Annotated in this window: 16 protein-coding genes; 7 read left to right on the top strand and 9 right to left on the bottom strand. The window is 72.3% G+C overall.

What is annotated here, in order from left to right:
• Position 1 precedes the first annotated feature (1 nt).
• Both Srubr_RS19780 and Srubr_RS19775 read right to left on the bottom strand, forming a co-directional pair.
• On the bottom strand, positions 2–2,668 hold the full coding sequence (locus Srubr_RS19780; RefSeq protein ID WP_189990733.1) for a cellulose binding domain-containing protein: 2,667 nt from the start codon (positions 2,666–2,668) through the stop codon (positions 2–4).
• Positions 2,669–2,821: 153 nt separating this feature from the next.
• Positions 2,822–5,734: a glycoside hydrolase family 48 protein gene (locus tag Srubr_RS19775; RefSeq protein ID WP_189990735.1), complete on the bottom strand. Its 2,913-nt coding sequence runs from the start codon at positions 5,732–5,734 to the stop codon at positions 2,822–2,824.
• 259 nt (positions 5,735–5,993) lie between these two features.
• On the opposite strand from Srubr_RS19775, the gene Srubr_RS19770 reads away from it, so the two are divergent.
• The 3 genes from Srubr_RS19770 to Srubr_RS19760 all read left to right on the top strand — a co-directional run bounded on the left by Srubr_RS19770 (position 5,994) and on the right by Srubr_RS19760 (position 9,038).
• The gene (locus Srubr_RS19770) at positions 5,994–6,173 is read left to right on the top strand and encodes a hypothetical protein (protein WP_203855043.1); all 180 of its coding nucleotides are present in this window, start codon (positions 5,994–5,996) and stop codon (positions 6,171–6,173) included.
• Between the two features lie 78 nt (positions 6,174–6,251).
• Positions 6,252–7,982, top strand: coding sequence for a glycoside hydrolase family 6 protein (locus Srubr_RS19765; RefSeq protein ID WP_189990738.1), 1,731 nt, complete (start codon positions 6,252–6,254; stop codon positions 7,980–7,982).
• A gap of 144 nt (positions 7,983–8,126) precedes the next feature.
• Positions 8,127–9,038 (top strand): class I SAM-dependent methyltransferase, encoded by a 912-nt coding sequence (locus Srubr_RS19760; protein ID WP_189990740.1) that lies wholly within the window; start codon positions 8,127–8,129, stop codon positions 9,036–9,038.
• A 64-nt stretch (positions 9,039–9,102) separates the two neighbouring features.
• Here Srubr_RS19760 and Srubr_RS19755 read toward each other — a convergent pair whose 3' ends face one another.
• Positions 9,103–9,795 (bottom strand): glycoside hydrolase family 75 protein, encoded by a 693-nt coding sequence (locus tag Srubr_RS19755; RefSeq protein WP_189990742.1) that lies wholly within the window; start codon positions 9,793–9,795, stop codon positions 9,103–9,105.
• Between the two features lie 203 nt (positions 9,796–9,998).
• On the opposite strand from Srubr_RS19755, the gene Srubr_RS19750 reads away from it, so the two are divergent.
• Entirely contained in the window at positions 9,999–10,610 is a 612-nt protein-coding gene (locus Srubr_RS19750) for a hypothetical protein (protein WP_189990744.1), read from the top strand.
• A 26-nt stretch (positions 10,611–10,636) separates the two neighbouring features.
• Here the strand turns inward: Srubr_RS19750 and Srubr_RS19745 are convergent, their stop codons facing one another.
• From Srubr_RS19745 to Srubr_RS19735, 3 genes are all read right to left on the bottom strand, one after another.
• A complete protein-coding gene (locus Srubr_RS19745) occupies positions 10,637–11,473 on the bottom strand; it encodes an aldo/keto reductase (RefSeq protein WP_189990746.1) in 837 nt (278 codons plus the stop codon).
• Positions 11,474–11,608: 135 nt separating this feature from the next.
• Positions 11,609–13,435 (bottom strand): AMP-dependent synthetase/ligase, encoded by a 1,827-nt coding sequence (locus Srubr_RS19740; protein WP_189990748.1) that lies wholly within the window; start codon positions 13,433–13,435, stop codon positions 11,609–11,611.
• A gap of 410 nt (positions 13,436–13,845) precedes the next feature.
• Entirely contained in the window at positions 13,846–15,345 is a 1,500-nt protein-coding gene (locus tag Srubr_RS19735; RefSeq protein WP_189990751.1) for an MFS transporter, read from the bottom strand.
• A 112-nt stretch (positions 15,346–15,457) separates the two neighbouring features.
• Here Srubr_RS19735 and Srubr_RS19730 point away from each other — a divergent pair, with 112 nt between their 5' ends.
• Positions 15,458–16,435: an Lrp/AsnC family transcriptional regulator gene (locus tag Srubr_RS19730; RefSeq protein ID WP_189990754.1), complete on the top strand. Its 978-nt coding sequence runs from the start codon at positions 15,458–15,460 to the stop codon at positions 16,433–16,435.
• 21 nt (positions 16,436–16,456) lie between these two features.
• Here Srubr_RS19730 and Srubr_RS19725 read toward each other — a convergent pair whose 3' ends face one another.
• Positions 16,457–17,326: a LysR substrate-binding domain-containing protein gene (locus Srubr_RS19725; RefSeq protein WP_189990756.1), complete on the bottom strand. Its 870-nt coding sequence runs from the start codon at positions 17,324–17,326 to the stop codon at positions 16,457–16,459.
• A gap of 154 nt (positions 17,327–17,480) precedes the next feature.
• On the opposite strand from Srubr_RS19725, the gene Srubr_RS19720 reads away from it, so the two are divergent.
• Positions 17,481–18,545: a bile acid:sodium symporter family protein gene (locus tag Srubr_RS19720; RefSeq protein ID WP_229926471.1), complete on the top strand. Its 1,065-nt coding sequence runs from the start codon at positions 17,481–17,483 to the stop codon at positions 18,543–18,545.
• Here Srubr_RS19720 and Srubr_RS19715 read toward each other — a convergent pair.
• Together Srubr_RS19715 and Srubr_RS19710 are read right to left on the bottom strand one after the other, a co-directional pair.
• Positions 18,495–20,354, bottom strand: coding sequence for a sialidase family protein (locus Srubr_RS19715; RefSeq protein WP_189990760.1), 1,860 nt, complete (start codon positions 20,352–20,354; stop codon positions 18,495–18,497). The genes Srubr_RS19720 and Srubr_RS19715 overlap by 51 nt on opposite strands.
• Before the next feature lie 111 nt (positions 20,355–20,465).
• Positions 20,466–21,383 carry a quinone oxidoreductase family protein gene (locus Srubr_RS19710; protein WP_189990781.1) on the bottom strand — a complete coding sequence of 306 codons (918 nt, stop codon included), beginning with the start codon at positions 21,381–21,383 and terminating at the stop codon, positions 20,466–20,468.
• 140 nt (positions 21,384–21,523) lie between these two features.
• On the opposite strand from Srubr_RS19710, the gene Srubr_RS19705 reads away from it, so the two are divergent.
• Positions 21,524–21,997: a MarR family winged helix-turn-helix transcriptional regulator gene (locus Srubr_RS19705; protein WP_189990782.1), complete on the top strand. Its 474-nt coding sequence runs from the start codon at positions 21,524–21,526 to the stop codon at positions 21,995–21,997.
• Positions 21,998–22,041: the final 44 nt, after the last annotated feature.

The raw sequence follows: 22,041 nt of genomic DNA, 5'->3' as shown, positions 1-22,041 counted from the left end.
GTCAGGCGACCGTACAGGTCCGGTCGCCCAGCTTGAACGAGGCCGGTGGGGTGTTCGCCGTACCCGGCCGGCTTCCCGTGAGTCCGAAGGCCACCGACGAGCCCGCCGCCACCGTGCCGTTCCAGCTCGCGTTCTTCGCCGTGACCGCCGCGCCGGACTGGGCGTAGCCGGCGTTCCACATCTGCGTGACCTTCTGGCCGTCGGCCAAGGACCAGGTGAGGGACCAGCCGTGCCACGCCGAGGAACCGGTGTTGGTCAGCGTCACGTCGGCCTGGAAGCCGCCGGTCCACTGGTTGGTGACCTTGTAGCCGACGGTGCAGGAGCCCGTGGGCGCCGGGTCGGTTCCGCCGCCCCCACCGCCGCCGGTGTCGCCGGTGCCGGAGATGTCGCCGTAGACGACCCCGCGGCCGTTCGTCGACACGTACACCCGGCCGTAGACGCGCGGGTCACCGGTGATCGCCGCGCCGGTCCAGCCCCACTGGTGGGCGTCGTCGTTGATCCGGGTCCAGGACGCGCCCTCGTCCGTGGAGCGGAAGATGCCGCGCACTCCGCCGATCTCGGCGCTGGTGTACAGCGTCTGGTACGAGGCGCCCGGGGCGGCCTTGCCGAAGCCGACGGTGTCGGCCTGCTCCACGCCCGGCACCTTGGTGAAGCTCGCGCCGCCGTCGGTGGAGTGCCACAGCCCGTACGCGCCGTCCGCCGCCCCGCCCGCCAGCCACACGTCTCCCTCGGCGCCGGGCAGCGCCTTGAACCGCACGCTGTCCCCGCTCGGCAGGCCCGTGGCCGCGGAGGCGTTGAAGGTCGCCCCGCCGTCCGTACTGACGTAGAACTTCCCGGACTTGAAACCGTAGAAGGTCTTCGCGTCGACGCGGTCGGACTCGACGATCGCGCCGGCCGGGATGCCGGCGGACTCCGCCCAGGAGGTCCCGAAGCCCGTGGTGTGGCGCACTCCGGTGCCGGCCGGGCTCCACACGAACCGGCTGCCGTCCGCCGCCGCCGCCACCGTGCCCCCGCCCGAGACACCCGGAGGGTCCTGGCCCGCGAACCAGTTGGCCCCGTTGTCCGTGGAGAACGCGATGTGCGGCCCGGAGTCCAGGTCGCCGACGCGGACCACCGTGCCGGGATCGGACTCGGCGAAGTCCAGGCTGGTGGTGGAGGTGAAGGTCGGTGATGTGTACATCATGGACGGCACCGAGGTCAGGTCCGTGTGCCGGAAGCCGCCGATGTCACCGAGCGCGCTGAACAGCTGGGCACCGCCGGAGGGCGGGGCGGCGAGGTCGTTCACCGCCGTCTCCTCCAGGCCCCGCACCATCGGCTTCAGGCTGAACTGCCCGCCGCTGTCCCACTTCGTGAGGTCCTCGGTGCCGTAGATCGTGGCGCCCGTGCCGAACATCATGCGGGCGGAGTCGAACGGGTCGATCTCCAGCGCCTCCGTCATCCAGCCCAGTTTCGGCGTCTGTTCGGGCGGCGCCGGGTTCGCGCCGAAGGTCAGCCAGGGCGAGGAGGACACGTCGAGGGTGTAGCGGTTGGCGCGGTTCGGGTACGAGGTGTAGTCCCACGCCTTCGTCCAGGTGGCGCCGCTGTCGGTGGACCGGAACAGCTGGGTGTCCGGCCACCAGGAGCTGTACGCGGTCGCCATGAGGGTGGACGGATGCTGCCGGTCGACGCTCAGCCCGCTGAAGCCGTAGTAGGTGTCCGCCTCCGCGGCCGGGCTGATGTCGGTCCAGGCGCCGGTCGCCGTCGTGTACCGGTACAGCCGGCCCTTGCCGCCGTCGTAGGGGCCGCCCTTGTCGCTGTAGGCGAGGTAGAGGTACCCGTTCGCGGCGTCCAGGACGCCCTTGTGCGCCAGGTACCCGGTCGGCTGGCCCGCCAGCCTGCTCCAGGTGGCGCCCGCGTCCGTGGAGCGGTAGACCGCGTTGTCCTTGTCGGCGACGCCCACGTAGACGGTCTTCGTCGCGCTCCCGGAGCTGCCCGTGGACTCGTCGAAGGTGACCCAGACGATGCCCTGGTTGTCGCTCGCGTACCCGCTCGTGTCGCTCGGGTCCTGCTGGTAGTTGCCGGGGTTGGGGAAGCTCGTCACCTGTGACCAGGTCACCCCGGAGTCCGTCGACCGCCACAGGCCCTTGCCGCTGGGCGCGCCCAGGTACAGCACGCTGTTGCGGTTCGGGTCGACGGCCAGCCGCTCGCCCATGCCCCGGCCGGGCATGTTGCCGCCCAGCTTGAACGGCAGGTCGGCCTTCCGCCAGGTAGCGCCCCGGTCGGCCGAGCGCAGCACCGCCCCGCCCGTCGGGTCCCAGCTGTTGGTGTACGTCCCGACGGCCGCGTACACCTTGTCCGGCTGGACCGGGTCGGAGGCGAGGCTCACCACGCCGGTGTGCCCCCACTCGTTCCAGCCGACCGAGTCCAGCAGCGGGGTCCACGTCTTGGTCGCCTGCTGCCAGCGGTAGGCGCCGCCGATGTCGGTGCGGGCGTAGGCCAGGTTCTTCTCGGTGCGGTTGAAGACGATCCCGGGGACGAAACCGCCGCCGTCGATCCGGGCGTTCTTCCAGGTGTAAGTGTCCGCCGCGAGGGGCGGAGCGGAGGTGGCGGCGGCCAGTGCGGGCGGGGTGCCGGCGAGCAGTCCGGCGGCCAGCGAGAACGCGGCCACGAGGATGCGGGTTCTGCGCACGGTGGGGTTCACCTTTCCTGACGAGTGATCAAGAAGGTCACGGAGGCGGTGGTGCGTGTGGGCCGGGCGGCCCGACTGTGCGGTCGGGGCCGCCCGGCCCGGGTGGCCCCGCCGTCCTGTGGCGGGGCCGGGTACGCGGAGCGCCGGCGGGGACTATTCGAGCAGCTCCGCGTACGAGCCCATGGCCAGGGCGATGTCCGCCTCGGCCCAGAAGCGGTGGTACGTGAACACGGGCGCTGCGCCGCCCTTGAGGTAGGCCTCGATCTTCGACCAGTTCGGGTCGCTCTTGTAGAAGGACCGGAGCGAGGAGAACGTGGACGAGGAGTTGATCGCGTCGCCGTTGGGCATGGTGCCGGTCCAGCCGCTCGGCACGTACACGCTCTCGTTGAACCGGCTGTAGTCGGTCCGGGTCTCGGGCACGGCGATGCCGAGGCTGTCCTGGTAGTTGTTCCACATGCCGTCCAGCAGCGCCTTCGCCGTGGACTTGGCCGCCGTGTCACCGGACTTGGCGGCGTAGTACGTCAGCGTCTTGGCGTAGGCGGCGGCCACGCCCACGTCGTCGGTGTAGTCGGCGACGGTGACGTGCAGCCCGTTGTTGGAGCCGGGGTTCGAGGCGTTCCAGGTGTCGGGCTGGCCCGACCACTGGAGGGTGGAGGGGATGCGGTAGGTGCCGTCCGGGTTGATCGTGGTCTTGGACAGCGCCCACTTCACCCACTTGTCGAGGATCGCCTTGGCCTGGGCGTTCCCGGTCTGCTGGTAGTACTCGGCGACCCGCTCCATCGACCAGGCCTGGAAGCCGAACCACTGGTTGGACGGCGGGTCGTGGTAGACGGGCGCCGGGTCGTAGGCCATGCCGTAGAAGGTGGAGGTGCCGGCGGGCGGGGAGGCGTAGCGGCCGGCCCAGCTGTTGGTGGCACCGCCCGCGATGCCGCCCTCGGAGGACTGGAGCCACTGGTAGAACTCCAGCTGCCGCTGGAGCGACTTGCCCCAGTCGCTCGCGCCGGTGGCCGACTTGGGCTTCAGGGCGGCGACGGAGCTGAGCGCGTAGGCGGCCAGCGGGTTCTGGTAGCCGCCGTGGACGTGGCTGGAGCCGATCCGCCAGGCCCAGCCGGCGGAGGTGTCGGTGGCACCGCCCCAGGCGTAGTACCAGGACAGCAGGTAGTGCGAGGCGTCCTTGCCGGTGCCGGCCGGGCAGGACGTGCTCGTGCAGTTGCCGATCTTCTTGAAGTACTTGTCGTACATCGCGTAGCGCAGGTAGTCGCCCATCTTGGCGGCCTTGGCGACCGTCGCGGAGACATCACCGCCCTTGCCCTGCTGCTTGGCCCACACGTCCGCCCAGTAGGCGGCCTGCACCGCGCGGGAGTCGGCGTCCGGGGCGTTGGTGAACTTCCACTGCTTGGCGTAGGAGCTGTCGCCGGTGAACAGGTCCAGGTAGCCGTTGCGGCCGCCGTACTTGAAGGCGTCACAGGTCGGCTGCGGGACCGTCTCCCAGACCGACTCCTGCGCGCCGCGCTGGAAGGTGTTGATGTACGACGGTCCGGTGGCCGTCGGCCCGGCCTCGCACTTGCCGGGCTCGTTGCCGTAGCCGTAGACGTTGTCCACGTCCTGGATCCAGTGCATGCCGTAGACGTCGTCCGAGTTGTACGCGCTCTTCAGCTCACCGGCGATCGGGTCCGGGCCCACCGACACCGAGGTGTCCAGCCGCGCCGGGTACTCGTTCGGGGTGTCCAGCTCGGGTGCGTAGGTGGCCGGCTTGGAGGCGTTGTAGAAGGAGTTCGTCGGCTGGTCGGCGTGCGTGGGGATCATGTACTTCTCCATGATCTCCCAGGCGCCGTTGAACTTCGACCAGTCGCCGGTGACCTTGCCGTACATCGCCTGCAGCCACAGCAGGTAGCTGTACGCCTCGGAGGTGGTCTCGTGACCGTGGTCCGGGGCCTCGACGATCAGCGTCTCCACCGAGTGGTACGGGATGCCCTCGGGGGAGAAGTAGCCGTTCGCCGGGTTGGTGATCTTCCCGTACAGGTCCAGGAAGCGGGCGTCGTACGCCTTCGCCGCGGGCAGCTCGGTGACCGTGACCGTCGCCTTGGTGTGGCCGGTGGCGGACGCGGTGAAGGTCGCGCTGCCGGTGCCGGAGGAGTCGGCCGTGATGGTCACGGTCTGCGCGGTGTTCCAGTTCGACGGGGTGAAGGTCAGCGAGGAACCACCGGTCACGGACAGGCCGGTGTTGCCGTCCGTGCGGCTGGTGCTCACCGTCACGTTCGCGCTCGGCTGCGTGGACAGCTTCACCGAGAAGGTGCCCGACTTGCCCTGCTGGACGCCCAGTTGGGTCGGTGAGGCGACCACGGCGGGCCCGGAGGCCACCGTGATGCCCACCGGCGTGGAGGTGGCGGACGCGCCCAGGCTGTCGTACGCCTTCGCCACCAGGGAATGACTGCCCACGGTCAAACTTGAGGCCGAGAGCGAGTACGGCGCGCTGGTGTCGGTGCCCAGCAGCGTGGTGTCGTCGTAGAACTCCACCTTGCTGATGGTCGCGTTGTCGGCCGCCGCCGCGGTCGCCGCGAGCGGGACGGCGTCCCCCTGGGAGTAGACCGCGCCCGGGCTCGGGCTGGTCAGCACGGTCACCGGGGGCTGGTGGGCGCCGGCACAGGTGGTGCCGTTGACGGCGAAGGACGTGGGAGCGGTGTTGGCGCCGCTGTAGGTGAACTGGGCGCCGGTGGAGACGGCGGCGCCCGCGGCGATGGTGCCGTTGTACGAGGCGTTCTTCACGGTGACCGACTGGCCGGACTGGGACCAGGTCCCGTTCCAGCCACCGCTCAGCTTCTGGTTGCCCGCGTAGGCGTACGTCAGCGTCCATCCGTTGATGGCGTCCGTACCGCGGTTGGTGAGGGTGAGGTCGGCGGTGAAGCCCGAGCCCCAGTCGTTGGTCTTGTAGTCGACGCTGCACTGCACGGCGGCCGCGTGGGCGGTCTCCGCGCCGGTGGCGAGCATCGACAGCGGCAGGGCGAACGCGGCGGCCACCGCGGTCCACAACCGACGCGCGGTCGCGCGTCTGCGTCCAGGATCCATGTGCTGGTTCCTCCTTGCGGCTGCGGCTCGGGGAGAAGTCAAGGCTTGAACCAGTGGGAGCGCTCCCATAGTGAAGACGGCGTAACGGACGGTCAAGACCTGGACACTGCGAAAAACATTCGAGGAACCCGATCGTAAAAAAGTAAAGCGAACCCCCTGGGCTTTCCGGCCGGTTGGCGCTACCTTCCTTCGCACCAGTGGGAGCGCTTCCATCAGTCGACGTGTCCGTCAGGGCGCGCCACACCGCGAGGGCTCGCTCATGCGCCACCCCCCGTTCTGCGCACCTTCGGCCGCCACCGGCCAGTGGGCGAAGGGCTTCCAGGACGGCTCGGGCTGTGTGACACCCGCGAATCCGCCGACCGCCACCGCCTCGCCCGCGACGGCACACCACCGCGTACGGCGCCGGGCCGAGCGACCGCCCGTGCACCGCACCCCGTAGTTCCCGACACGGCACCACACGGCACCACACGGCACGACATCACACCGCACGACATCACACCGAAGGACACCCGCACTCATGAGTCGTAGTACCAGAACATCACTGCTCGCCGCCCTGGCGCTGGTCGCCGGGGCCTCCGGGACGGCACTGGGCATGCAGTCGGCCTCGGCCGCTGCCGCCGCCGTCCCCTGCACCGTGGACTACAAGGTGCAGAACCAGTGGAGCACCGGCTTCACCGCCGCCGTGACCCTCACCAACAACGCGCCGGCCAAGTCCAGTTGGTCGCTGAAGTGGTCGTACGCCGGCGACCAGAAGGTCACCAGCGGCTGGAACGCCAAGCTCAGCCAGAGCGGCAACGTGGTCACCGCCGCCAACGAGAGCTACAACGGCTCGCTGGCCACCGGCGGTTCGGTGAGCTTCGGGTTCCAGGGCAGCTACAGCGGCACCAACGCGGTGCCCGCCACGTTCACCCTCGACGGGGTCACCTGCAACGTCGACAGCGGCGGCGGCGGTGACACCGGCGGGGGCGGCGACACCGGCGGCGGGGGTGGCGCCGGCCGCGTCGACAACCCGTACACCGGCGCCAAGGTGTACGTGAACCCCGAGTGGTCGAAGCTGGCCGCGGCCGAGCCGGGCGGCAGCCGGATCTCCAACCAGCCCACCTTCGTCTGGCTGGACCGCATCGCGGCCATCAACGGCGTCAACGGCGGCATGGGCCTGCGCGCCCACCTGGACGAGGCCCTGAAGCAGAAGGGCTCCGGCGAACTGGTCGTCCAGCTGGTCATCTACGACCTGCCGGGCCGGGACTGCGCCGCCCTCGCCTCCAACGGCGAACTCGGCCCGACGGAGATCGACAAGTACAAGACGCAGTACATCGACGTCATCGCCTCGATCCTGGCCGACCCCAAGTACGCGGGCCTGCGCGTCTCCGCGCTCATCGAGCCCGACTCGCTGCCCAACCTGGTCACCAACGCCGGCGGCACCAACACCACCACCGACGCCTGCGTGACCATGAAGGCCAACGGCAACTACGAGAAGGGCGTGAGCTACGCCCTGGACAAGCTGGGCAACCTCTCGAACGTCTACAACTACATCGACGCCGGCCACCACGGCTGGCTCGGCTGGGACACCAACATCGGCCCGTCCGTCCAGGAGTTCTACAAGGTCGCCACGACCAACGGCGCCAGCGTGAACGACGTGGCCGGCTTCATCGTCAACACGGCCAACTACAGCCCGACCAAGGAACCGAACTTCAAGGTCACCGACACCGTCAACGGGCAGACCGTCCGCCAGTCGAAGTGGGTCGACTGGAACCAGTACGTGGACGAGCAGTCCTACGCGCAGGCCCTGCGGGACAAGCTGGTCGCGGCCGGGTTCAACTCCGGTCTCGGCATGCTGATCGACACCGGCCGCAACGGCTGGGGCGGCTCCGCCCGGCCCACCGGCCCCGGCCCGCTGACCTCGGTCGACAACTACGTCAACGGCAGCCGGATCGACCGGCGCATCCACGCCGGCAACTGGTGCAACCAGAGCGGTGCCGGGCTCGGTGAACGGCCGACCGCTGCTCCCGCCGCCGGGATAGACGCCTACGTGTGGGCCAAGCCGCCGGGGGAGTCCGACGGTGCCAGCTCCGCCATCGACAACGACGAGGGCAAGGGCTTCGACCGGATGTGCGACCCCACCTACGGCGGCAACGCGCGCAACGGCAACAACCCCACGGGCGCGCTGCCGAACTCGCCGCTGGCCGGGCACTGGTTCTCCGCCCAGTTCCAGCAGCTGATGCAGAACGCCTACCCGCCGCTGCCGTAACGCGGTGACTCCGCCGGGGCCCGCCCGACCCCCGGGCCCCGGCGGTCCGTTCCGGCATCCGCGTTTGCCGGAACGGCAACGGAAGTGGCCCCCGGCCGGTGTGCCGTCGCACCCTGACGGCAACCGGACGAAAGGCTGACCACCATGGCACACGGACACCACGAGCGGCACCACCAGCACCACGCCGGCCACGGACATGGCCACGGCCACGGCACGGACATCGACTGGAACGAACTGGCCGACCTGCTCGAATCCCAGGCGGAGCTGTTCGCCCCCGTCTACCGGGAGGCCATGGCCTGGCTCGGGCGGGACGTCACCGAGCCCGGGCTCGTCGTGGACGCGGGCAGCGGCCCCGGCGTCGTCTCCTGCCTGTTCGCCGAGGCGTTCCCCACCGCCCGGGTCGTCGCCGTCGACGGCACCGCCCCGCTGCTGGAACGCGCCCGCGACCGGGCCGCCCGGCTCGGCGTCGGCGACCGCTTCGACACCGTCGCCGGCGAACTGCCCGAGGCGCTCGGCCGCCTGGACCGCCCGGCCGACCTGCTGTGGGCCAGCCGCAGCCTGCACCACCTCGGCGACCAGCGGGCCGCGCTCGCCGCGTTCGCCGGGCACCTGGCCCCCGGCGGCACCCTGGCCCTCCTGGAGGGCGGGCTGCCCTCCCGCTTCCTGCCCCGGGACTTCGGCATCGGCCGCCCCGGACTCCAGGCCCGGCTCGACGCGCTGGAGGAGGAGTGGTTCGCCCGGATGCGGGCCGAGCTGCCGGGCTCCGTCGCCGAGACCGAGGACTGGCCCGCCCTGCTCACCGCGGCCGGCCTGAAGCACACCGGCACCCGCACCTTCCTGCTCGACCTGCCCGCCCCGGCCGGCGACCGGGCCCGCGCCTATGTCGCCGCGCACCTGTCCCGGGTGCGCGAGGGCGTCGGCGAGGCGCTGGACGCCGACGACCGCGCCACCCTCGACCGGCTCCTGGACCCGTCCGACCCGGCGAGCGTGCACGTGCGCCCGGACGTGTTCGTGCTCGGCGCCTACACCGTGCACACCGCCGTCCGCCAGGACTGAACCGGGACGTGACCCGCACCGGCCGCGGGACTCCGCCCTACGGCCGGCCGCCGGGCGGCGCGCGTCAGTTGGCGGCGAGGAACTGCTTGGCCAGCTGGTCCCCGAGGGAGACCGCGGCGCTGTGGCTCTCTATGGGGGAGACCTTGGAGTTCTTGAACAGGATGTAGGTCACCCCCGAGTCCGCGCCGCCGGTCTTGGGGTCCGGGTCGATGCCGAGCGCCTTGGCGGTGGCGTACGACGCCTCGCCGATGATCTTCGAGGGGCCGGTGTCGCCGACGACGGCGTACTCGACCTTGTTGTCGTAGATGACGGCGACCACACCGCCGCCCTTGATCCCGGCGTTCGAGTAGTTCCAGATGCTGCTGGTGCTGGGTACCACGACGTACGGCAGGGTCTCCGCGTTCAGCGGCTTGCCGTCGGACTGGTGGAAGGCGGTGTCGGCCTGGAACCAGGGGTCGCGGTCCTCGTTGCAGTTGGTGGTGCGCCGGCCGTCGCAGTCGATGTCCATGTCCGCCTTCCAGAACACCGCGCCGTTCTTGCCGCACACCGGGACCGTGGCCGAGGTCTCCTCGTCGGTCCGGTACTTGCCGTTGGAGATCTGGGAACAGGAGGTCACCTTGGCGAGCAGGTCGGCGGCGCTGACCGTGCCCTCCTGGGCGGACTTCGGGGCGGCGGCGGAGGCGTGGGCGGGCAGGAGACCGGCGGCGAGCAGGGCGGCGCCGGAGGCCGCGGCGAGGGTGAGGGTTCGGAGACGCACGGCGGGACCCTTCTGTTAGGAAAGTTTCCTTACCGGATGGGCTCCACCGTGCCCGCCCGGCATGCCCCCGTCAACCCTCGGGTCGCGGACGGCTGAAACCCGTGCGCATTGCGGTGATCGGGGCCGCTGGGGAGACTGGTGGGGTCGAAACGTGGCTCGGATGTCCGGCCGTTTCACGGTCGCCGTTTGCGGAGGCGAGTCCCATGTTCGTACGCGCGGTGTACGCGACCGGTGATCCCGCACTGCTGGACGCGGCGGTGCGGTCGCTGAACAGCGAGGGGCGGGACCTGTTGGAGGAACGCCCGGGATACCGGGGCGCGGGCATCTTCGTGGACCGCGAACTCGGCAAGCTCCTCGCGGTGAGCTGGTGGGAGACCGAGGCGGCGCGGCACAACAGCGACGAGGTCATGCGCGAGCGGCGGGAGGCGCTGCTGGAGCCCTTCGCCGGCACGGTGTCGGTCGCCGACTACGAGGCCGCGGTGGTCCACCAGATCGAGCATCCACGGCAGGGCGGCGGACTGCGCGCCGCCCGGCTGGAGTTCGACCCGCGCGACGCGGACCTGGTCGTCGACGCCTTCCGGGCCACGGTGGTGCCGCGGGCCGAGTCGCTGCCGGGGCTGTGCCGGGCCTCCCTGCTGCTCGACCGGGAGCGGGGACGGGCCGTGGCCGGCGCCCTGTTCGCCGACCGCGGCGCGCTGGCCGCCTCGCGGGCGGCCATGGCCGGCGTGCGTCACGAGGCGTCGGCCAAGGCGCACGTCGACGTGGTCGGCCTCGAGGAGTTCGAGGTCGTGTACGCCGACGTGCGCCCCGACTGAGCCGCGAGGCGGCGGCGGGCCGTCGGTCAGGCCATGTCGAAGGTGGCCGGGTCGGGGCCGAGCCGCCGGTCCTCGTTGAGCGCGCTGATCGCCGCGAGGTCCTCGTCGTCCAGGCTGAAGTCGAACACCGCGATGTTCTCCTCGATCCGGGACGGCGTCACGGACTTCGGGATCACGATGTTGCCGAGCTGGAGGTGCCAGCGCAGCACGACCTGGGCCGGGGTGCGGTCGTGCTTGCGCGCGATCGCCACGATCGCCGGCACCTCCAGCAGGCCCTTGCCCTGGCCGAGCGGCGACCAGGCCTCGGTGGCGATGCCCAGCTCCGCGTGGAGGGCGCGCGACTCGCGCTGCTGGAGGTGCGGGTGCAGCTCGATCTGGTTGACCGCCGGAATGACCGAGGTCTCCTCGGTCAGCCGCCGCAGGTGGTCGGGCAGGAAGTTGGAGACGCCGATGGCGCGCACCCGCTTGTCCGCGTACAGCTTCTCGAACGCCCTGTAGGTGTCGACGTACGTGTCCCGGGACGGCAGCGGCCAGTGGATCAGGTACAGGTCGACGTAGTCGAGCCCCAGCTTCGCCAGCGACGCGTCGAAAGCGCGCAGCGTGGCGTCGTAGCCGTGGTCGCTGTTCCAGACCTTGGTGGTGACGAAGATCTCCTCGCGGGGCACGCCGGAGGCGGCGATGGCCTTGCCGGTGCCCTCCTCGTTGCCGTAGATCGCGGCGGTGTCGATGCTGCGGTAACCGGCCTGGAGCGCCGTGGCGACGGCTCGCTCGGCCTCGTCGTCCGGCACCTGCCAGACGCCGTATCCCAGCTGGGGCATCTCGACGCCGTTGTTGAGGATGATCGGGGGGACGTTGCTGCTCACGAGCCTCTTGGTCCTTCGGTTGTCGACAGGTGTTACTCCCATGGTCAACGATCACGGGCCGTTCCGCATTCCTGGCCGCGCGCGTCACCGCGAATTCCCGGCCGCCGGCCCGCGAAGGTGCCGCGGGGCGGGGCGTCAGCCGCGGTAGAGCGCCTCCACCTCGTTCTCGTACGCCTTCTCGATCGCCTTCCGCTTCAGCTTCAACGAAGGCGTCAGCAGGCCGTGTTCCTCGGTGAACGGCTGGGCCAGGATGCGGAAGGTGCGGATCGACTCCGCCTGTGAGACCAGCGTGTTGGCGGCCACCACCGCGCGCCGCACCTCCGCCTCCAGATCCGTGTCGCGCACCAGCTCGGCCGCGGTCATCGCCGGCTTGCCGCGCATCTGGAGCCAGTGCTCGACCGCCTCCCGGTCCAGCGTGACCAGGGCGGCGATGTAGGGGCGGTCGTTGCCGACCACGAGGCACTGGCTGACCAGCGGATGCTCGCGGACCCGCTCCTCCAGCACGCCCGGCGAGACGCTCTTGCCGCCGGAGGTCACCAGGATCTCCTTCTTGCGGCCGGTGATGGTCAGGTAGCCGTCCTCGTCCAGCGCGCCCAGGTCGCCGGTGGCGAGCCAGCCGTCGTGCAGGGTCTCGTCGGTGGCCTTCCGGTTGTTGAGATAGCCCTGGAAGACGGTGTCACCGCGCAGCCAGATCTCCCCGTCGTCGGCGATGTGCACGGTCACGCCCGGGACGGGCGGTCCCACGGTGCCGTAGCGGGTGCGTCCGGGCGGGTTGGCGGTCGCGGCGGCCGTCGACTCGGTCAGGCCGTAGCCCTCGTAGATCTGCACGCCCGCGCCCGCGAAGAACAGCCCCAGCCGGCGGTCCATCGCCGAACCGCCGGACATCGCGGTGCGGATCCGCCCGCCCATCGCGGTACGGACCTTGGCGTACACCAGCTTGTCGAACAGCTGGTGCTGCATCCGCAGCGCCGCCGACGGGCCCGGCCCGGTGCCCCACGCCTTGGCCTCCACGGCCTCCGCGTACTTCACGGCGATGTCGACGGCCTTCTCGAACGGCCCCGACCTGCCCTCCCGCTCGGCCTTGCGGCGGGCGGCGTGGAACACCTTCTCGAAGATGTACGGCACCGCGAGGACGAACGTCGGCCGGAACGCGGCCAGGTCGGGCAGCAGGGCGGCGGCGTGCAGCTGCGGCTGGTGCCCGAAGCGGACCCGGCCGCGGATCGCGGCGACCTCCACCATCCGCCCGAAGACGTGCGCCAGCGGCAGGAACAGCAGGGTGGAGGCCTCGTCGCCCTTGCGGGAGTGGAACACCGGCTCCCACCCCCGCAGCACGGTGTCCGCCTCGCACATGAAGTTGCCGTGGGACAGCAGACAGCCCTTGGGGCGGCCCGTGGTGCCGGAGGTGTAGATGACGGTGGCGACCGAGTCCGGGGTCACCGCCTGCCGGTGCCGGTGCACCACCTCGTCGTCCAGGTGCGCCCCGGCGTCGTACAGCTCCTGCACACAGCCGGCGTCCAGCTGCCACAGCCGGCGCAGCCGCGGCAGCCGGTCGATGACGGTGGCGACGGTCATCGCGTGGTCCTCGTGCTCCACGACCGCCGCGGTCACCTCGGCGTCGTGCAGCATCCAGAGGCACTGCTCGGCCGAGGAGGTGGGGTAGACGGGCACCACCTGGGCGCCGATGGTCCACAGGGCGAAGTCGAAGAGGGTCCACTCGTAGCGGGTGCGGGACATGATCGCGACGCGGTCGCCGAAGCGGACGCCGTCGGCCAGCAGGCCCTTGGCGAGGGCCAAGACCTCGTCGCGGAACTCGGCGGCGGTCACGTCCCGCCACTGCCCGGCGGCGTCCTTGCGGCCGAGCGCGATGTGCCGCGGGTCGGTCAGGGCGTGCTCGAAGACGATGTCGGCCAGACCGCCCGCCGGCGGTGGCGACACCAGCGGAGGGTTGGTGAACTCGCGCAACCTCGCTCCCCGTTTTCTCGCGTCTCGGTGTCGCCGGTCCACGCACCGCAACAGCGCGGTGAAAGCTACCTCACACGATCCGTGCGCGGGAGGGGTCCGGAAGCCGGGCAAACCGTGCGTTCCGCCCCGGACGACCACCGGGAAATGCCCGCAGATGGGGAAGGGCCGGACACAATACCGACGGCACCGTAAGTTTCGGTACCGTAATCTCCACCGAATCTGTACGGGCCGCTTACGGTGGCCGACGCGCCGATGAAGGGTGGCTGGATCCGCACGGGCCCCGACGGGCCGGAGAGCGCGGGACCGGTCCCGGTGTACGCGGGCGGGCGGCCCCGGAGTCCTCGCCCCGTGACCGCCCATGGGCTGTACCGGCCGCCCGACCGCCTGCGCCGCCGCACCCGCCGGGGCGTTCAGCCCTTTGCCGCGGCTTTCTCGGGCACCGCCTCGGGCGCCGGAGCGGACGCCGGAGTGGGCGCCGGGCGGCCCGGCCGCACCAGCAGCATCACCAGGGCGCCCGCCACCAGCCCGGCCAGGCCCGTCACCACCAGGGCGCCGTTCAGCCCCGAGGCGAACGCGGCCCGCAGGGAGTGCTCCGGGACCCCGCCGCGCAGCAGCGCCCCGGCGCCGCCGCCGGCCAGCGCGTGCGCCGCTTCCTCGGGGAGCCGGCCGGTCATCCGCGAGGTGACGACGGTGCCGACGACCGCCACCCCGAGCGCGTAGCCCAGCTGCCGGACGGTGTTCACCGCGCCGCCCGCCATCCCGGCCCGCTCGGCCGGCACCGAGGCCAGCGCCGCCCCGGCCACCGTCGGCGCCACGAACCCGGTACCGATCCCGACCAGCACGAACCCCGGCACCAGTGCCGTCCAGTCCGAGCCCGCGCCCAGCACCGCCTGGCACAGCGTGCCCGCGCCGATCAGCAGCAGTCCGCCGCCGACCGTCAGCCGGGCCGGGACCCCGTGCAGCAGCCGGCCCACCAGCACCGCCACCACCATGGACATCACCGTCATCGGCAGCAGCGTCAGACCGCCGCGCACCGGCGACATCCCGAGCAGCGTCTGCATCCAGATCGACAGGTACGGAATGGCGCCGAAGGCCACCCCGTTGAAGGCGAACGCGCCCAGCATGGTGCCGGCGAACGCCGGCCGGCGCAGCAGCGACAGATCCAGCAGCGGATGCGCCACCCGCCGCTCCACCAGCGCGAACACCACCACGGCCAGCGCGGCCACGGCGAACGACACCAGCGTCGCGGGCGCCGTCCAGCCGTCCTCGCCGGCCCGCACGACGGCGTACGTCGCCCCGCCCGCGAACACCGCGAAGGCCGCCGTCCCCGCCCAGTCGACGCTCATGCCGCGCGGCCCGCGCGACTCCGGGACCGTCCGCAGCGTCAGCCACACCGCCACCACGCTCACCGGCAGGTTCACGAAGAAGATCCAGCGCCAGCCCGGCCCCTCGGTGATCAGCCCGCCCAGCACCGGACCGACCGCCGCGGCCCCGCCGCTGACCGCGCCCCACACCCCGAGCGCGGCCGAGCGCTGCCGGCCCTGGTAGACCGAGCCCAGCAGCGGCAGCGTCGTCGCGAACATCGCCGCGCCGCCGACGCCCTGCAACGCCCGCGCCGCCACCAGCAGCCCCGGCTCCGAGGCCAGCCCGCACAACAGGCTGGCCAGCGCGAACAGCACCACGCCCACCACATGCACCCGGCGCCGGCCCAGGATGTCGGCCGCCGCCCCCGCCCCGAGCAGCAGCGCGGCCAGTGCCAGCGCGTACCCGTCGACCACCCACTGCAAGTCACCCAGCGACGCGTGCAGCGAGCCCGCCATGTCCGGCAGCGCGACCACCACGATGGTCACGTCCAGCAGCAGCATGAACGTGCCCAGGCATATGGCCGTGAGCGTCCCCCAGCTCCGCAATCTCCTCAACTCCCTGATCGAACGTGCGGTCTACCGCCGCGTACGATGACCCGACGACGGCCGATCCGACGCCCCACCGGGCCGGGCGCGACGGAATCCGACAGGAGAGAGCATGCTGCGGATGGAATCCGACACCTTCGATCTGCTGGACCTCCAACTGCTCTCCGCGCTGGAGGTGGACGGCCGAGCCCCCTTCAGCCGGATCGCCGCCGTGCTCGGCGTCTCCGACCGCACCATCGCCCGCCGCTACCGCCGCCTGTGCGCCGAGGGCGGGCTGCGGGTCGTCGTGCTGCGGGACGCCGCACGGCTCGGCGAGGACCAGTGGATGCTGCGGCTGCGCTGCGCGCCCGACGGCGCCGCCGTCATCGCCGAGGCGCTCGCCCGGCGCCCCGACACCTACTGGATCGGGCTGTGTTCCGGCGGCACCGAGATCGCCTGCATCACCCGGCCGCGCAGCCCCGGCGACCACGACGACCTGCTGCTCGGCAAGCTGCCCCGCACCCCCAGCGTCGTCGAGATCCGCGCCCAGCAGCTCCTGCACCGCTTCTACGGCGGCCCGGTCGGCTGGCTGCCCAGGTTCCGGGCGCTCGACGCGGACCAGATCGCCGCGCTCCGCCCTGACTTGCCCGAGCCCGGCCCGGCCCGGCTGGAGCCCGGCGACGCCCCGCTGCTCGCCGTCCTCGAACGCGACGGCCGCGCTGGGTACCCCGAACTCCAGCGCGCGACCGGCCGCTCCGAGTCCGCCCTCCGCCGCCGGCTGTCCGCCCTGATCGCCTCCGGCGCGGTGTACGTCGACGCCGAGTACGACACCGCGGTCCTCGGCTTCCCCAAGACGGCCATGCTGTGGATCACCACCTCGCCGGGCGCCCTGGACTCCGTCGGCCGGACCCTGGCCGGCCACGACGAGGTCGTGTTCGCCTCCGCCACCGCCGGCCCCTCCCAGCTCGTGGTCACCGTCGTCGTCCGCGACACCGCCGCCCTGTACGCCTACATCAGCGGGCCCCTCGGCCGCCTGGAGGGGGTGCGACACGTGGAGGTGACGCCCATCCTTCGCGGGGTCAAGCAGCTCACCTACCGCCCGGCGCGGTGACGCCCCGGCGGGGTGTGCCGGTCAGCCGCCGCTGCGCCGCAGCCGCTCGCCGCCGGCCAGCACCGCCGCCGCCAGCGCGTCGGCGGCGGTGCCGGCCGGGCCCCGGCGGCGGCCGTGCACCAGGACGAAGTCGACCTTGCCCAGCTCCGGCAGGCCCACCCGCTCGGGCAGCCGGAACAGGCCCGGCGGGATCAGCCGCCGGGAGTGGGCCATCACCCCGAGGCCGGCCCGGGCCGCGGCGATCAGCCCGTTGAGACTGCCGCTCGTGCACACGATCCGCCACGCCCGGCCCTGCCGTTCCAGCACTTCCAGGGCGCGGGCCCGGGTGATGCCCGGCGGCGGGTAGACGATCAGCGGAACGGGCCGGTCCGCCTCCAGCCGCAGCCGCTCGGCGCCGATCCACACCAGGTCGTCGCGCCACACCAGCACACCGCGCGGGTCCTCGGGACGCCGCTTGGCCAGCACCAGGTCGAGCTTTCCGGCGGCCAGCCGCTCGTACAGCGTGCCGGACAGCTCCACCGTCAGCTCCAGGTCGACCTCCGGATGGTCGTAGCGGAAGCCCTCCAGGATCTCCGGCAGCCGGGTCAGCACGAAGTCCTCCGAGGCGCCGAAGCGCAGCCGGCCGCGCACGCGCGTGCCGGAGAAGAACGCCGTCGCCTGCTCGTGCACCTCCAGGATGCGGCGGGCGAACCCCAGCATCGCCTCGCCGTCCTCGGTCAGCTCCACCGAGTGGGTGTCCCGGGCGAACAGCTGCCGCCCGGCCGCCTCCTCCAGCCGCCGCACGTGCTGGCTCACCGTGGACTGGCGCAGCCCCAGCCGCCGGGCGGCCTGGGTGAAGCTCAGCGTCTGGGCGACCGCCAGGAAGGTGCGCAGGTGCGTCGGCTCGTACACACCCCGAGCCTAGCTCGGTCATCACGGAACACGATCACAGTCAGAGCGGTATACCGGATTCCCGATCGGCCACGGTGAGAGGACGATGGAGGGGGGCCGTGCGGGCCCCGGGACCGTACGACACAGCAAGACGACACAGAGCAATCGGAGCACCGTGACACGCCTGCGCCGGCCCAGTTGGCTGCCGATCGACCCGTACATCGTGCTGCTGCTCGGGACGGTGGGGCTCGCCGCCCTCCTCCCGGCGCGCGGCACGGCCGCCGACGTGACCTCGGGCGCCTCCACGGCCGCCATCGCCTTCCTCTTCTTCCTCTACGGCGCCCGGCTGTCCACCGCCGAGGCGCTGGACGGACTGCGCCACTGGCGGCTGCACCTCACCGTGCTGATCTGCACCTTCGTCATCTTCCCGGTGTTCGGGCTGGCCGCCCGGGGCCTGGTGCCGGTCCTGCTGACCCAGCCGCTCTACCAGGGCCTGCTGTTCCTGACGCTGGTGCCGTCCACCATCCAGTCGTCCATCGCGTTCACCTCCATCGCCCGCGGCAACGTGCCCGCGGCGATCTGCGCCGGCTCCTTCTCCTCCCTCGCCGGCATCGTGCTGACCCCGCTGCTCGCGGCGGGGCTGCTCGGCGGCGACGCGGTCGGGTTCTCCACGGACTCGCTGGTGAAGATCGTGCTCCAGCTGCTGGTGCCGTTCCTCGCCGGGCAGCTGCTGCGGCGCTGGATCGGCACGTTCGTCACCCGGCACAAGAAGGTCCTCGGCCTGGTCGACCGCGGCTCCATCCTACTGGTCGTCTACACCGCGTTCAGCGAGGGCATGAACCAGGGCATCTGGCACCAGGTGAGCCCGCTGCGGCTGGCCGGGCTGCTCGGTGTGGAGGCCGTCCTGCTGGCGGTGATGCTGGTCCTGACCTGGTACGGCGCCAAGGCGCTCGGCTTCGGCCGGGCTGACCGGATCGCCGTGCAGTTCGCCGGGTCGAAGAAGTCCCTCGCCTCCGGGCTGCCGATGGCGAGCGTCCTGTTCGGCAGCCAGGCCTCCCTGGCCGTCCTGCCGCTGATGCTCTTCCACCAGATGCAGCTGATGGTGTGCGCGGTCATCGCCAAGCGCCGCTCCCAGGACCCGGAGGCGGCCGAGGACGCGCCCCGGGAGCAGGGGGACGCGCCCGAGGGGTCAGCCGCGGACCCGGTCCAGGGGCAGCCAGAGAGCCGTGTCCTGCGCTGACCGCAGCACCTCGGGGTCCGCCAGTTCCGCGTCGTCCAGCGCCCGGTCCCACACCCGCACCTCGTCCAGCGCGCCGGTGAGGAAGGCGCGGCCGTCCATGCGCTGACCCAGGTGCACGCCGAAGGCCGAGTTGCGGCTGACCGAGCCCGGCCGGTCCGCCGTGGAGACGGCCGCGCCGTCGACGGACAGCGACAGCAGCCCGCCGCCCCGGCGGAGCACGGCGTGGTGCCACCGGCCGTCGTTGTGGGCGTCCGGGGTACGCACGGACGCGGACTGCGGCGCCCCGGCCCCGTTCCGCACGGTGATCAGCGCCTGCACCCTGTCGTTCGCGGGTTCCCCGCGCAGCCACACCTGCGGCTGGCCGGTGCCGATCCCGCCCATCCACAGCAGCGGCTGCTCGCCGGCCGCCGCCGAGTACCGGAACCACAGCGACACCGTGAAGTCCTTCGTGCCGAGGGGGAGCCCGGCGCGGAAGGGCAGCCGGACCGCGTCGTCCGTGCCGTCGAACTCAAGCGCCCCGCCCGACACGCCGTCGGCCGGTTCCGGGCCGCCGAGCACCGCCGCCGGGCGGGCGTGCCGGGCGAGGTCGGGGGTGACCGGGTCGGGGCCGCGGCGCGGGGCGAGCCAGTCCTCGGTGAAGCGGGCGAAGCGGATCTCGTCCCGGGCGTCCACCGCCCCGCCCTCGTACAGCAGGCCGACCGCGGTGGGGCCGATGCGCACCAGGTCCGAGTAGCCGGACCAGTCCGTGGTGACGACCGTGCCCCGGTCCGCGCCGTCCCAGGTCCGCCCGCCGTCGTAGGAGGAGCGGATCATCATGGTGCGGCGCCGGTCGGGGTCGCCGGGGCAGGCGAGCAGCAGGCGGTCGCCGAGCCGCAGCATCGAGCCCTGCACCTGCGGGGCGTACAGGTCCGGCAGGGCGCGGAAGGGCCCGGTGAAGGCGGTGCCGCCGTCCCGGCTGACGGCCTGGGTGCGGTGGCCCAGATCCGTGCCGTCCTGCTCCCGCCCGCTGACCAGGACCGAGCCGTCGGCGCGCTCGGCGAGGGTGAGTTCGGAGGGTTTCTGCCGGAAGGTTCCGTCGGCGGCGATGGGCCAGGTGTCGGTGGCGCCGATCCGCCAGTGGCCGCCGTGGTCGTCGCTGACGATCAGCGCCGCGTGGTTGGCGGTGATCCTGGTGCCGTCCCAGGTCTCGGTGTTGACGCCGAAGACCAGGCGCCCCGCATGGCGGCCGTGGGTCAGCTGGATGCCGTGCACGGGCCCGGTGGCGTACCAGGAGTTCCAGTCGGCGGGCAGGATCTCGGGGCTCAGGTCGCGCGGCGCGGACCAGGTCGCGCCGTCGTCGTCGCTGTACTGGAGGTGCGGGGTGCGGTCGCAGGGGACGCGGCAGTTGGCGCCGTCGGTACGGCCGGTGTTGTACGTCTCCGCGAGCCAGATCCGGCCGGTGTCGCGGTCCACGACCGGCGCCGGGTTGCCGTGGGTGTCGCCGGCGCCCTCGTTGACGACCTGGAGCGGCCCCCAGGTGCGCCCGCCGTCGGTGGAGCGCTTGAGCACGATGTCGATGTCGGCGGCGTCGCCGCAGTTGAGGACCCGGCCCTCGGCGAACGCCAGCAGGGTGCCGTCGGTCGTGCGCACCACCGCCGGGATGCGGAAGCAGGCGTAACCGGGGTCCTGGGACGCCTTGAACAGCACCTGCTGTTCGAACTCCGGTCCTGTGGCGGAGGGTTCGGCGTGGGCCGGCGCGGCGGGCAGGAGCAACCCGGCCGCGGCGAGGGCGAGTACGGGTCTGAGGCGGGTGCGGAGACTCGGCGGCACGGTGCGGCCTGCCCTTCGTCGGCCGGATGAGCGGACATCCGGACATCCCACGTCCAACGTGCGCTCCCACGACGGTAGTTGCGGGGTGCGCGGCTCACAAGAAGCGTGCACTCACGGGCGCAGGACGACTTTGCCGAGGTTGGCCCGGCTGGTGATCACCCGGTGCGCCGCCTCCGCGTCCTGGAGCGCGAACTCCCCGTGCACGGCGGGCTTCAGGACTCCCTCGGCATGCAGCCGCCACAGCTCCCGGCGCCACCGCTCGTACAGCTCCGGCCGCTCGCGGGCGATCAGCGCCATCTGGAAGCCGGTCACCGACTTGGCGCCCACCAGCAGGTCGTACGCCTGGATGGTGCCGCCGCCCGAGCTGTAGGCGACCAGGCGGCCGTGCGGGGCGAGCGCGGCCAGGGCCGGGGTGAGCAACTCGCCGCCGACGGCGTCCAGGACGCAGTCGACCGGCTCGCCCCAGCCGTCGTCGTCGTACCGCACACAGTCGTCCGCGCCGAGAGAGCGCACGAAGTCCGCCTTCTCCGCGCCGGAGACGGCCCCCACCACCCGGCCCGCGCCCCGCGCCCGGGCGAGCTGCACCGCCAAGTGCCCGACACCGCTCGCCGCCGCCGTGACGAGGACCGACTCGCCCGGCGCGAACCGTGCCGCCTGAAGCGCGCCGTAGGCCACCAGGCCGCTGCGCACCAGCGCGATCGCGGTGACGAAGCCGGCGTCGTCCGGCACCGGTGAGGCCATGGCCTCGTGCACCACCACGAAGTCGGCGTAGCCGTGCCCGAAGCACAGCCCGGTCACCCGGTCGCCGGTCCGGAAGCGGGACACGCCGGGGCCGGCCGCCACCACCTCGCCCGCGACCTCCCCGCCCAGCGGCACCGGCTCGGCGGCCTCGGCCACCTTGCGGACCACCGGCAGGGTGAGGCCGACGGCGGCGCAGCGCACCAGCAGCTCGCCGGGGCCGGGCTCCGGGACGGGCGCCTCCTCCAGGAACAGGGGGCCGCCGGCGGACTCGTAGCGGACGCGACGCATCGCACACCTCCTCGGGCCGGGCACACCGGCGCCGTCGGTCGCTTGACCGTTCGTTGGAAACACCCATGAATTCGTTGGGTTCCCCAACGGTAGGGGAGGTTCGTTGGGAAGTCCAATGATTCTTCGGTTAGGCTGCGGTCATGGCCGAAGCACCCCTGCCCGCGATCCGTTCCCTGCCGAGCTGGCTGCTGGGCCGGGCCGCCGCCCGGGGCCGCGCCCTGGTCGCCGACGCCCTGGCGGCCGAGGGGCTGAGGATGTGGCACCACGTGGTGCTCTCCGCCGTCCGCGACCTCGCCCCGGTCGCCCAGGCCGACCTCGGCCGAAGTGTGAGCCTGGACCCCAAGGACGTGGTCGGCATCCTGAACGACCTCCAGTCCGCGGGCCTGGTCGAGCGCGCCCCCGACCCGCGCGACCGGCGCAAGAACTCCGTCACCCTCACCGACGACGGCGCCCGGCTCCTCGCCCGCTGCGAGAAGGCCGCGCGCGAGGCCAACGACGAGCTGCTCGCCCCGCTGTCGGCCGCCGAACGGGAACGGTTCATGGACCTGCTGGCCCGCGTCTCCGGGGTTTCCGGCGTCCCGGGCGGCTCCGGGGACTCCACCGCGGACGGCTGACGTCGCCGCCCGGCGTTCTGGTCAGCCGCGGGCGGCCGGCGTTT

Source organism: Streptomyces rubradiris (assembly GCF_016860525.1).
Lineage (GTDB): Bacteria > Actinomycetota > Actinomycetes > Streptomycetales > Streptomycetaceae > Streptomyces > Streptomyces rubradiris.
The sequence above is the reverse complement of the archived record's forward strand: the minus strand, read 5'-3'. Positions and strand labels throughout refer to the sequence as shown.